Annotated in this window: 9 protein-coding genes and 1 pseudogene; 4 read left to right on the top strand and 6 right to left on the bottom strand. The window is 65.1% G+C overall.

Annotated elements, in window-relative coordinates; all coding sequences use genetic code 11:
* Positions 1-21: 21 nt before the first annotated feature.
* Together WP12_RS01630 and WP12_RS01625 are read right to left on the bottom strand one after the other, a co-directional pair.
* Entirely contained in the window at positions 22-1,851 is a 1,830-nt protein-coding gene (locus tag WP12_RS01630; protein ID WP_235398873.1) for a hypothetical protein, read from the bottom strand.
* A 34-nt stretch (positions 1,852-1,885) separates the two neighbouring features.
* Complete coding sequence (locus WP12_RS01625) at positions 1,886-3,433, bottom strand: NAD(P)/FAD-dependent oxidoreductase (protein WP_046192025.1); 1,548 nt, start codon at positions 3,431-3,433, stop codon at positions 1,886-1,888.
* A 379-nt stretch (positions 3,434-3,812) separates the two neighbouring features.
* Here WP12_RS01625 and WP12_RS01620 point away from each other — a divergent pair, with 379 nt between their 5' ends.
* Complete coding sequence (locus WP12_RS01620; RefSeq protein WP_160299119.1) at positions 3,813-4,508, top strand: cistern family PEP-CTERM protein; 696 nt, start codon at positions 3,813-3,815, stop codon at positions 4,506-4,508.
* Here WP12_RS01620 and WP12_RS23295 read toward each other — a convergent pair.
* Complete coding sequence (locus tag WP12_RS23295) at positions 4,497-5,885, bottom strand: sensor histidine kinase (RefSeq protein ID WP_052730155.1); 1,389 nt, start codon at positions 5,883-5,885, stop codon at positions 4,497-4,499. The genes WP12_RS01620 and WP12_RS23295 overlap by 12 nt on opposite strands.
* Positions 5,886-6,020: 135 nt before the next feature.
* Here WP12_RS23295 and WP12_RS01610 point away from each other — a divergent pair, with 135 nt between their 5' ends.
* A complete protein-coding gene (locus tag WP12_RS01610) occupies positions 6,021-7,703 on the top strand; it encodes a glycosyltransferase family 39 protein (protein ID WP_084690912.1) in 1,683 nt (560 codons plus the stop codon).
* A gap of 43 nt (positions 7,704-7,746) precedes the next feature.
* On the opposite strand, the gene WP12_RS01605 is transcribed toward WP12_RS01610, so the two are convergent.
* Positions 7,747-8,967, bottom strand: coding sequence for an argininosuccinate synthase (locus WP12_RS01605; RefSeq protein ID WP_046192023.1), 1,221 nt, complete (start codon positions 8,965-8,967; stop codon positions 7,747-7,749).
* 116 nt (positions 8,968-9,083) lie between these two features.
* On the opposite strand from WP12_RS01605, the gene WP12_RS01600 reads away from it, so the two are divergent.
* Complete coding sequence (locus WP12_RS01600; protein WP_046192047.1) at positions 9,084-9,557, top strand: EF-hand domain-containing protein; 474 nt, start codon at positions 9,084-9,086, stop codon at positions 9,555-9,557.
* 180 nt (positions 9,558-9,737) lie between these two features.
* Positions 9,738-10,346 (top strand): EF-hand domain-containing protein, encoded by a 609-nt coding sequence (locus WP12_RS01595; RefSeq protein WP_046192022.1) that lies wholly within the window; start codon positions 9,738-9,740, stop codon positions 10,344-10,346.
* A gap of 82 nt (positions 10,347-10,428) precedes the next feature.
* Here WP12_RS01595 and WP12_RS01590 read toward each other — a convergent pair whose 3' ends face one another.
* Together WP12_RS01590 and WP12_RS24650 are read right to left on the bottom strand one after the other, a co-directional pair.
* Positions 10,429-12,417 carry an acetyl-CoA carboxylase biotin carboxylase subunit gene (locus tag WP12_RS01590; protein WP_046192021.1) on the bottom strand — a complete coding sequence of 663 codons (1,989 nt, stop codon included), beginning with the start codon at positions 12,415-12,417 and terminating at the stop codon, positions 10,429-10,431.
* A 119-nt stretch (positions 12,418-12,536) separates the two neighbouring features.
* Positions 12,537-12,690: pseudogene (locus tag WP12_RS24650) on the bottom strand (biotin synthase BioB); the annotation flags it as partial.

Genomic DNA, 12,690 nt, shown 5'->3' with positions numbered 1-12,690 from the left:
CCATCGGAGTCCGATGTCCGGTCATTCGACCCGCCGCCACATCCTGAACGAGCTCGTTTCCAGCGGCACGGGCTTCAGCCAGGCGGGCGGGCGCCCCGCGACCAATCGGGCCATCAAGCCGTTCGGCGCCGCCTCGCTATAGAGTATGGCCTCCCCACCAGTCGGATCGATCAGCACATAGCCCATCCCCCCGTCACGCATGATCCGGTGGGCCACATCGGGGTGGCCGATGAAGCTGTCGATGACGCGGCGGATTCCCGCCAGCCCGCGATGATGACCACTGCCGGCATAGGAATGCGGCGTCGAGACGAGCAGGCTGGGCGTGACGTCGAGCCCGGCGAGGATATAGCTCCGGGGCAGCTGGTTGATCCCGCCGAACAGATCGCATCGCGGCCCGCAGGCGAGTGGTTCGCGGGGTTTGGGCTTCTCAGCTTCGGACCCCGCCAGCCATCGGGCCCACTGTGTCACCGCGGCTTCGCCGACGGGCGATACCAGCAGGAGCAGCGCGACCGATGCGGGCACGCGTAGCAGCGCGCGCCGCCATCCATCGACGGTCGCCAGCCCCCGCGTCAGTAGCCAGCCAGCCCCCGGCAATCCAAGCGCATGGGCGAAGCCACCGGCTCGCTGGACGAGAAGCGCAAGGCCGAAGCTCGCCAATCCCAATGCGAACATCATGAGCCAGTTGCGCGCTGCCGTGCGAGTCGTCGCGCCACGCCACGCCAGCAGCGTACCGATCAGGCCGATTGGCGGAAAAAGCGCCAGACCGAGCTGCGTATCGAGTGCCTGCCGCCAGATCGGCAATCCTTCGACGACATTGTCGTACCAATAATGGCGCGTCACCGGGTCGAGCGCGGCGAACGGCCCATGGAGACACAGCGGAGCGACCAGTGCCGTCAACGCGGCCCCCAGTCCCCCAGCCATGAAGAGCAGCGCCAGTCGCGGTGCGGCTCCGCCCCCGGCCACGAGAGGGAGCGCCAGACCGAGCATCAGCGGCGCGAGTGCAAAGGGACCGAACCAGGCGGGACCGAAGGCATCGCAATAGGTCTGCTGCCAGGCGCCGGCGTCATGCGTCGCGGCAAACAGCAGAAGTCCGGCGGAACCGAGCGAAAGTGCGAAGGCGCGAAAACGGAAGAAGGCGTCCTGATCGGCGTCGGCGAGCACGAAGCGAAGCGCGAGAACGGCCGCGATCGCGATCGCCATCGGCAACCCCTCGAGTGAGATCGCCAGCCACAGCGCCATCGCGACGCCGGCGAGGATTCCGCCGCGCAACGCCCGGCGATCGAAGCATGACGCGACCGCAAACAGGCCGAACATCGTCTGCCAGCCATGATGATCGATCCGCATCGGCAGATCGTGGAACAGAAGCAGCGGCGTCATCGCCGCGAGCATCGCCGCAGCGAGCGCGGCGCGGCGCCCGGCCAGCCGTGCAGTCATCAACGTGATCGCAGCGAATGCGCCACCAAGCGTGATGAGCGGCACGACGAGGATTGCGATCCGCTCGGCCCAGACCATCCCCAGAACAGGCTGCAGCAGCAGTATCAGGCCGGCGAGCGGCAGATCGACAAGGCGCGACCAGTGCATCGCCACGCCGGCGGGCGGATCGAGCCGATATTGTCGGACGTCAAAGAAACTCTGCCCGGCGAGCCAGTCGCGAACCTGCTGGAACCGCAGATAATCGTCGGCATCCCACAAGACGAGGCCGGCGACACGGTCATAGCTCATCCACAGCAGAATGAGGCTCGTGAACAGCCAGATCGCCGCGACGCCGAGAACGAGGGCTCTGGCCGATGGTTCGCCCTCCTTCCTGATGGAGGGGGTCAGGGGGCGGGTTGCGAATGGAGCGAGCGTCATCCCAAACCTCTCGAAGCCAGGCCGGAGGTGGTGATTATGCCGCCTTCTTATCGGCGATCCGGGTAGGCACCAGCCGTTCGGATCGCAGCGCCGCCGCGACGCCGGCATAATCCTTGGCGTCGTCGCCCTCCGCGCCGGCCTCATGATATTCGGCGTCTTCATTGACCTGCCACACATCATGGCGGCGCGTGCCGGCGGCGATGTTTCGCGCGGTGAGCATCGCGGTCATCATCGCATGATCCTGATTATTGTAGCGGTGCATGCCGTTGCGGCCGACGAAGTGGAGCGTCGGATAGCGGCCCTCCAGCTCCTCGCGCACCGCCGCGACATTGGCGGCATAGGCGTCGTCATAGACCGGATAGGCCTTTTCCTGGCGCACCACCGCGCCACCGACGACATCCGCCGGATCGCACAGCCCGAGTTGCGCCAGTTCCTTCGTCGCTAGCGCGATCAGATCCTCGTTCGAAGAGGACCACAGGCCGTCGCCTTCGAAGCAGAAATATTCGAGGCCGACACAGGCCAGGCTCTCGTCGGGCACCATTTCGGGCGACCAGCTGCGGAAATTCTGGATGCGGCCGACCTGCACCCGATCGTCATGAATGTAGATCCAGTTGTCGGGAAACAGATCCTCCGAACGGATCATCAATGCGACGGTAAGGAAGTCGCGATAGCCGAGGTCCATCGCCTGGGGCAGCGAAGCGGGCACCGGATGGACGCGCGCCGCCAGTTCGCGCATCGGCGCCGAGCTGATGACGTGATCGGCGGTCAGCATCGTCAGCCGGCCATCCTCGCCGATCGCCGCGACGCGCCAGAAGCCGCCGGTCGCGTCCCACGACAGCTGGTGGAGCTTGTGACCCATCAGCAGGCCGTTGCCCTGTTCGATGATGCGGTCGCGCGCGGCATCCCACATCATGCCGGGGCCCTTGCGCGGATAGCGGAAGCTTTCGAGCAGGGTCTTGGTTTCCATGCCGTCATTGGGGCGCTTGTTGAGACCGAGCGAACGGCGAACCCCGTCCCATACCGCCTTGCCGAGGCTGAGCCCCTTGATGCGCTGCGCGGCCCAGTCGGCCGACATCTCGTCGCACGGCATGCCCCACACCTTCTCGGTATAGGTCTTGAAGAAGATGCCGAACAGGCGCGATCCGAACTGGTTGACCACCCATTGCTCGAAGCTGCGCACCTCCTTGTGGGGGAAGAGCTTCCAGCGGAAGAAACTGGCCATGCACAGGGTCGATTGCCACAGGCCCAGATTGCGCAGCGCCTCGAAGGCGCGCAGCGGATAGCTGTAGAATTTGCCGCGATAATAGATGCGGCTCATCCGTGGCCGCTCGATGAAGTCGTCGGGCAGCAGCTCGTTCCACAAGTCAACGACCTCGCGCGACTTGGAAAAGAAGCGATGGCCGCCGATGTCGAAGCGGAAACCTTCATGTTCGACGGTGCGGCTGATGCCGCCGACCTGATGCGGGTCCTTCTCGATCAGTTTGACCGAAAAGCCTTCCTTGCCGAGCATGTAACCGGCGGTCAGCCCCGCCGGCCCGGCACCAATAATCGCAACGTCAACATGGGTAGCGGCGCGCGGCATCGACTTTGTACCTCTGAAATCCGGATATGGCCGGACCATGGCCGGTGAGGCGCTAAAACATGGTTAACACGCGGTTAGTGCGATGCCGGCGACGCGCTCGGCACGATGCCGCTAAGCACCTCATGCGCGCCATCTCCCTTAGACTAAAGACTAAGGACAAGTCCGGATGCGGATTTTATTTCCGGCAAAACGTTAATATCTACGCGCTTAAACCAAGTAAGGTTTGCTCCGCATTTATACTTATCACAGTTGAATTCGGAAACCATTCACCTTCCGAGCGTTGCTTATTGATATTTTACAAGGAATTTTCGTTTTGCATACGTTACGTGCCCTTGTTGCCTTAGCGTTATTTGTACAAGTGGGCGCTGGCCACGCGGCCTTGCTGATCAATCGCGCCGATGTCGGCAAGGTGATCAGCGTCGACTATGCGGGGTCGGTGCTGGGTTTTCCTACCAGCGGCCTCAGCGCGGCCAGCACCTTCACCTTTACCGGGGCGAGCAGCGATGGGCGGACCTATAATTTCAGCTATGCGCTGACCAACGATTCTTCGCTGACATCGCGGGTGCGATCCTTCGGCTTCGACGTGCTGGGAAACACCGCGATCACCGGCCTGTCCTCGACCGGCACTTATGCCTCGCAGGTCCAGAATCCGCTGTCGGGGCTGATCGGCACCGACATCTGCTTCACCGCCGCCGGTCTGGGCGGCTGCACCGGCGGTTCGGGTGGGCTGACGGCGGGCCAATCGGGAACGGGATCGTTCGCACTGACCTTCGCCAACGCGATGAGCGCGGTTCAGCTCAGCGATTTCACCGTGAACTATCAGGGCGTGGGCGGCATTTTCGGAGGTACCGGCGCGGGCACGGCAACGGCGATAGCACCGGTCGTGCCCGCCACGCCGACGACGCCGACGCCCCCGACGATGCCGACCACCCCCACCACACCGGTCTTCCCGGGCGGCCCGGTCTCGGCCGCACCCGAGAGCAGCACCTGGGCGATGATGATGCTGGGCTTCGGACTGGTCGGCTGGCTGCTCCGCCGGCGCCCTGCTGCCGGGGGACTTATCCTACAGAACTAAGAGAGCCGCGTCCTGATGATAGGGCAGATCGACGTGAAAGGTGGTCCCGATCCCTTCCTGCGTATCGACCAGAATACGCCCGCTATGCTTCTCGACGATGCTTTTGCAGATGACGAGCCCGAGGCCGGTCCCGGCCTGACCATGCTCTGAGCCCCGATTCTCCTGAGCAAAACGAGTGAACAGCCGGCGGCAGAATTCGGGGGACATACCGCGTCCCTTGTCGATCACGCTGATCCGCACCCCCGATGCGCTCGACCGCAACCGAACGCGGACCCGCCCGTCGCGATGCGAGAATTTCGCCGCGTTGGACAGGAGGTTGCTCATCACCTGCAAAAGCCGGTCGGGATCGACCTCCGCGATCACCGCCTCATCGGGGATATCGATCTCGATTCGGATACCCAGCCCCTGCGAATAGGGCAGGTTCTGCTCTATCGACGAGGCGAGCAGCAGGCCGATGTCGGTGCGTTCGAACCGGAAATCGAGCGCGTCCGACTGGAGCTTGTCGACATCGAGCAAATCGTTGACGAGCCGGGTCAGCCGGTCGCTGTTCCGATAGGCGACATCGATCAGTTCGGCCGCCCGCGGTTCGGTCTGTCCGCCGGCGCCCGCCCGCAACAGGCTCAGCGCGCCGCTGATCACGGTCAGAGGCGTGCGCAGTTCATGACTGACGGTCGCGATCAGCTCGTCCTTGAAGCGCGAGGCATTGCGCTCGGTAGTCACGTTGCGCAGACGGAACAGGAAATATCCGTCCCGTATCGGAAGCCATTCCGCCGCGATGATCGTGCCGTTGGTCATTTGCCGTTCGCCCTCGGCGGCCTTGCGGGCGCGGACATTCGCAGCGATCTGCTCGGCCAGCATCACGGGATCGCCGGGGCCATAGTCGCCGCGATCGGCAAGAGCGCGGATCAACGGCATGATCTCGCCGTCCTGCCGGAACAGGCGCGCGGGCAGATCGAGCATCCGGAGAAAAGCGTCGTTCCACAGGCGGATATGCTGGTGGCGGTCGACGAGCATGACCCCCTCGTCCAGATTATCGATCGTGGCCTTTATATGCGGTGGAAGATCCGGCGCCCCCGCAGGCCCCGCGCCGTCATCGTGGAACAGCAACATGCGGCCCGACAGGTCGGGTGTGTCGATCTCGCGGGTTTCGATCCGGTAACGGCGTGCGCCGACATCGACCTCGTTCGTAACAGCGCCGCGGGAGTGTTCGTCGCCGAGCAGGCGCGCCAGCGCGGCGACGATCGCCGGGGAATCCGCGCCCGTGGACAGTCCGAGCAGCCCATAGCCATGATCATTGGCCAACGCTGACTGTCTGTCGGTATCGATGAAGATGATCGGTACGGGCACATGGGCGAAGAGCGACGCTGGTGGGATCACATACTCTCCATGACGCGTTGACGCCTCCGCACCGCCAATCCTGCGATCGGCCAGCTTCGTTCATGATCGCTGCTTCGTCCTGACACGCATCCTCCCCACAAGTCGCGCGGTTCTATCAACGGCGGCGGCGGCCGAATGTCGATCCGGGGGTTCTACGGGTGGGCATGTACGTCCACCATCGCCACTGGCGCAGCCGGACGCATCTGGCATAAGCGCCCGACGATGATCCGCGCGCTTTCGCCCCGTTACCACTTCGCCGCCGCCGCCGCCGTGATCGCTCTCGCCGCGCTCGCCGCGCGCGCATGGGGGATGTGGGCGGAGCCGATGTGGCTGGACGAGGGCTATAGCGCCTATGCCGCGTCGAAGGGCTGGGCCTTTCTGTGGCAGGTGGTGCCCCGCTACGAGACCCATCCACCTTTCTATTATTCGCTGCTGCGCGTTTGGACGCTGATCGCGGGCGACGGGCTGGTCGCGCATCGAATGCTCGGCCTAATCTGCGGAATGGCTACCCTGCCCGTCGTCGCGCTCGCCGCACGGCGGCTGGCGCGGTTGACTGGCGCTTCCCCCGCCCCCGTGATGCTGACCGCGCTGGCGCTGACTGCGGTGTCGCCGATCCTCGTCGAGATGACCCGCGAGATCCGGCCCTATCCGCTGATGATCCTCGTCTATGCGGCGGCGACGCTCGCGCTGCTCGTCATCGCCGAGCGCCGCGCGGACGGCCTGCCGCTCGCCGGCCGCGCCTTCGCCGCCTATCTTGCCTGCACCGCGCTGATGCTGTGGCTCCATAATCTCGGGCCGCTTTATGCCGCCGCGCTCGGCCTGGCCCTGCTCTGCGTCGCGCGCGCGCGCGCGCTGACGAAGGCCGACTGGCTCTGGCTGCTCGGCGGCCATGCTATCGTCATCGCGCTCTGGTCGCCCGCCTTGTTCATCCTGCTCGATCAGGCGCCGATGTGGGTGAAGGCGACCTGGCTGAAATGGTCGACGGTCGATCTTTGGCGGCGCGCGACGGTGCTGTTCGCCGGGCCGAGCGACGACATGCGGATCGCTGCCGCGATCCTCGCGCTGTTCGGCGGCGCGGTGTTGCTGCGCGCCCGCGAGGGCTGGCGGCTGCTCGCGGTGCTGCTGCTGCTCGGCGGACTGCCGATCGCGGTGTCGCTGATCGTCTCGGCAACCGTCGCCCCGGTCTTCATCATCCGCACGATGACCCCGCTCGCCATCCCGGCGATCCTGCTGATGGCCTGTGCGACAGGCTGGGCCTGGCGGCGCTATGGCTGGCTCGCGCCGCTGGCCGCGCTGATCTGGATCACCGTTGCGCAGGGCCATTTCGACCTGCGCGCCCGCCAGCACATCAAGCGCGACTGGTACCGGACGATGGAATGGCTTAGCCCCCGCTTCCGTCCCGGCGACATGGTCTTCGCCTATCCCAATGAGGGCGCGCTGCCGTTCGACCGCGCGGTGCGCGACTATCGCCTGGCCATGCCGAGCCGCCCAATTCCGACCGCGATCCCCAGCCTGAACCCGCCGCCGGGCAGCTGGTATGTCAGCGGCTCGCGCGGGGTGCCCTCGCTCGCTCGCGCGCATCTGCGGATGATCGCGCAGGAGCCGGCGACGCAGGCCGTGCCGACGATCTGGCTGTTGCGGCTCGGCCCATGGGCCTATGACAAGGGCGACGTGTTCCTGGAAGAACTGTCGAAGGGCCGCGTCGAAGTGGGCCGGTTCAAGGACGGCGCGATTGATATCGTGGGATTGCGGCAAAGCGCCCTCATCCCCGTCACCCCAGCGAAGGCTGGGGTCTCAGGAGGTGCGGGAGCGCGCTGATCTCACAAGATGCCAGCCTTCACTGGAATGACGGTTATTCTATCTACCGCCCGTCGCGGCGTCCCAGCAGGCGCAGCCGCAGCGCGTTGAGCTTGATGAAGCCCGCGGCGTCGCGCTGATCATAAGCGCCCGCGTCGTCCTCGAAGGTGACGACCTTCTCCGAATAGAGCGTGTGCGGCGACTTGCGGCCGACGACATAGACCCCGCCCTTGTAGAGCTTGAGCCGGACGGTGCCCGTCACCTTCTCCTGGCTATGGTCGATCGCCGCCTGGAGCATCTCGCGCTCCGGCGAGAACCAGAAGCCGTTGTAGATCAGCTCCGCATAGCGCGGGGCGAGTTCGTCCTTGAGATGCGCCGCGCCGCGATCGAGGGTGATCTGCTCGATACCGCGATGGGCGAGGTGATAGATGGTGCCGCCCGGCGTCTCGTACATCCCGCGCGACTTCATGCCGACGAAGCGGTTCTCGACCAGATCGAGCCGGCCGATGCCGTGCTTGCGGCCATATTCGTTGAGGGTTTCGAGCAGCGTCGCCGGGCTCATCCCCTCGCCGTTGATCGCGACACCGTCGCCGCGCTCGAAATCGATCGTGATGAACTCGGGGGCGTCGGGCGCATCCTCGGGATTGACGGTGCGCGAATAGACATAGTCGGGCACCTCGTCCCACGGGTCTTCGAGCACCTTACCCTCGGACGATGTGTGGAGCATGTTCGCGTCGGTCGAGAAGGGCGATTCGCCGCGCTTGTCCTTCGGCACCGGGATCTGGTGCTGCTCGGCGAAGGCGATCAGCGCGGTGCGGCTGGTCAGGTCCCATTCGCGCCATGGCGCGATCACGCGGATATCGGGGGCAAGGCCGTAATAGCCGAGCTCGAAGCGGACCTGGTCATTGCCCTTGCCGGTCGCGCCATGGCTGACCGCGTCGGCGCCGACCATGCGGGCGATCTCGATCTGGCGCTTGGCGATAAGCGGCCGGGCGATCGAGGTGCCGAGCAGGTAGAGCCCTTCGTAGAGCGCGTTCGAGCGCATCATCGGGAAGACATAATCCTTCACGAACTCCTCGCGGAGATCGTCGATGAAGATGTGCTTGTCGGGCACGCCCATCAGCTTCGCCTTGGCGCGCGCGGGCTCGAGTTCCTCGCCCTGGCCGAGATCGGCGGTGAAGGTGATGACCTCGCACTGATAGGTCTGCTGGAGCCATTTGAGAATCACGCTCGTGTCGAGGCCGCCCGAAAAGGCCAGCACCACCTTCTTCACGTCAGTCGTCATCTCAGTCTCCACGCCCCATCATGTCGGCGCGCGGCCCTTGCCATGCGGGGGCGGCGCATTCAAGCGCGATACAGGCGGCATGTGGCACGCGGCGTCATGATTTTGGGAGGACGATGATGCGCTATTGGTTGGCGACGGTGCTGGCGGCGATGCCGACGATAGCGGCCGCGCAGGAACTGCCGATGACCCGTGAGGGGCTGGACAGTGCGCTCACCCAATATTTCGCCGGGGCGGATCGCAATGGCGACGGCAAGCTCGACCGCGCCGAGACAGCAGCGGTGATGGGATTCACCCGCTCGATGCTGACCGGCAAGCGTGACGAGGAGCCGTTCGTGATGGATGTCGGCCCCGATGGCCGGCCCCGGCTGACCCTCAACGAAAACGGTCCGCTGAGCCAGGGCGGCATGGCCGACATGCTGTACAAGCGCACCGATACGAATGGCGATGGCGCGCTGTCGGTAGCCGAAGTCCAGACCGCCGGACGCGAGGCGTTCGACCTGGCTGACCGCGACGGCGACGGGATATTGGATGATGCCGAGCGCGCGGCGGCGCAGAAGAAGATCGGGCTGTTGAGTAACATATTGGGCTGACTCATGGCCGTCACCCCAGCGGAGCTGGGATGACGATTTGCATTTCAAACCCGACACAACAATTTCAGCGCCGAACTATCGCTGCAAGATTCGCGTTCTAGACGACATCACAGGGCGGATCGGCCTTTCCCTGTTGTCGCCGGTTCGCCCACCTGTTCTGCTTATCCGAAGGATGTCGCAATGAAGAAGACCCCCTGGATCGCCGGCGCCGCGCTCGCCGCCCTGCTTGGCACCACCGCGTTCGCCGTCGCCCCCGACGGCCCGCGCGGCCATGCGCCCAAGACCCGCGCCGAAGTGCAGGCGAAGGTCGCCGAGCATTTCAAGAAGGCCGATGCCAATCGCGACGGCTTCGTCACCAAGGCCGAAGTCGACGCCACGCGCGCCGCGATGAAGGAAAAGTTCGCCGAACGCCGCGAGGAGCGTCGCGACGAACGATTCGCCGCGCTCGACACCGACAAGAATGGCACGCTGTCGAAGGATGAGTTCTCCACCCGCGCGCCGCGGCCGGAAGGCAAGGATGGCGAGCGCCGCTTCGGCCATCGTGGCGGCCATGGCGGCAAGCATGGCATGCACCATCGCGGAGGCTTCGGTGGCGGCCAGTGGTTCGAGCGGGCCGATGCGAACAAGGATGGCAAGGTGAGCCTCGCCGAAGCCTCGACCGGCGCACTGGCGATGTTCGACCGCGCCGACACCGACAAGAACGGCACGATCAGCGTCGAAGAACACAAGGCCGCCCGCGATGCGATGCGCGCCAAATGGCAGGAGCGCCGCGCCGGCAAGGAAGGATAATTTGCGTTGCCCCCGCGGAAGCCGGGCGACGATTTGATCTGGCAGGGCGTCATCCCCACAACGGGGGTGACGCCCTTGTCATTTAGTTCGTCTCGAACTCCAGGATCACCGCGTCGACCGCGAGGCTATCGCCCGGCAGGGCGGCGACCGACTTGACGGTGCCCGCCTTCTCGGCGCGCAGGATATTCTCCATCTTCATCGCTTCGACCACGGCGAGCGGCTGGCCGGCCTCGACCTTCGCGCCCGCTTCGACATGGATCGCGGTGACGAGCCCCGGCATCGGACAAAGCAGGAAGCGCGACATATCCGGCGGGATCTTCTCGATCATGTGGTGCGACAGCGACGCGACCAGCGGGGTCAGCACCCGCAGATCGTGGCTGCTCCCGCGCGTCGTGAAGCGCCAGCCGGTGCGCTTGCGCTCGACGCGCAGCGACAGCTCCTCGCCATCGACGATCGCCTCGATCAACCGCTGCCCCGGAATATAGGGTGCATCGACCACGATCGGCGTGCCGTCGACGCTGACCGCATCGCCCGCCAGCTCGACCTGCCGTTCGACCCCGTCGAGGGTCACGACCCAGCTGGTCGACGGATCGGCCGGACCGTTCAGCCGGCCCTCGATCTGGCCCGCGCGGGCGGCGTCGATGCTCGCAAGCACACCCGCAATGGCGGCAAGGCGCAGGCTCAGCGTCTCACTGCCGGCCGCACCGCTGAAGCCGTCGGGATATTCCTCGGCGATGAAGCCGGTGGTGATATTGCCCGAGCGGAAGCGCGGATGCTGCATCAGCGCCGACAGGAAATCGATGTTGTGGCCGATGCCGTCGATCTCGAACCGGTCGAGCGCGGCAACCTGCCTGTCGATCGCTTCCTCGCGGGTCGCGCCATAGGTGATCAGCTTGGCGATCATCGGATCGTAGAACATCGAGATTTCGGAGCCTTCATAGACCCCGTCGTCGACGCGGACATTATCGACCTCCGTCGGCGGACGATAGCGGACCAGCCGCCCGGTCGAGGGCAGGAAGCCGCGATAGGGGTCCTCGGCATAGACGCGGTTCTCGACCGCCCAGCCCTCGAGCTTCACCTCATCCTGCGTGAAGGCGAGCTTCTCGCCATAGGCGACGCGGATCATCTGTTCGACAAGATCGAGGCCGGTGATGCATTCGGTGACGGGATGCTCGACCTGAAGCCGGGTGTTCATTTCGAGGAAGTAGAACCCCTCGCCGGTGGTGTCGGCGCCGCTGACGATCAGCTCGACCGTGCCCGCGCTGTAATAGCCGACCGCGCGGGCCAGCGCGACGGCCTGCTCGCCCATCGCCTTGCGCATCTTCGGGGTGACGAAGGGCGACGGCGCTTCCTCGACCACCTTCTGGTGGCGGCGCTGGATCGAGCATTCGCGCTCATGCAGATAGAGGATGTTGCCATGCTTGTCGCCGAGCACCTGGATTTCGATATGGCGCGGGCTCTCGATGAACTTTTCGATGAAGACACGGTCGTCGCCGAAGCTGTTGAGCCCCTCGCGCTTCACGCTCTCGAAATTCTCGCGGACGTCCTTTTCGGAATAAGCGAGGCGCATACCCTTGCCGCCGCCGCCCGCCGACGCCTTCATCATCACCGGATAGCCGATGCCGTTGGCGATCTCGACCGCATGATCGGTCGAGTCGATCTCGCCGACGAAGCCGGGAACGACATTGACCCCCGCCTGCATGGCGAGCTTCTTCGATTCGATCTTGTCACCCATCGCCGAGATCGCACCGACCGGCGGGCCGATGAACGCAATGCCGGCGTCTTCGAGCGCCTGGGCGAAGCTGGTCCGCTCCGACAGAAAGCCATAGCCCGGATGGACCGCCTCGGCTCCGGTCGCTTTGCACGCGGCGATGATCTTGTCGGCGATCAGATAGGATTCGGACGCGGGCGGCGGGCCGATATGGACGGCCTCGTCGGCCATCTCGACATGCGGCGCGCGCGCATCGGCATCCGAATAGACCGCGACGGTCTTGATGCCCATGCGCCGGGCGGTCTTGATCACGCGGCAGGCGATTTCGCCGCGATTGGCGATCAGGATCTTCTTGAACATCGTCGTCCCTTTTTCCCTTAGTCCGTCATCCTGAACTTGTTTCAGGATCCACTCGTCCACGGGAGCGCGCCCAGGTGGTGGTGTGGATGCTGAAACGAGTTCAGCATGACGAGCAATGTCTACTCCGCCGCCAGAACCTCCGGCGTCGTGTGATTGATCGAGCCCGTCAGCCCCAGCTTGCCGAACAGGCGGGCGTCGGCGTCGCTGCCCTGGTTGCCGGTGGTCAGCAGCCGGTCGCCGGTGAAGATCGAGTTGGCCCCCGCGAGGAAGCAC

It is taken from the genome of Sphingomonas sp. SRS2, from assembly GCF_000971055.1.
Lineage (GTDB): Bacteria > Pseudomonadota > Alphaproteobacteria > Sphingomonadales > Sphingomonadaceae > Rhizorhabdus.
Note: the sequence above shows the minus strand (reverse complement) of the source record. Positions and strands in the feature narration are given on the sequence as shown.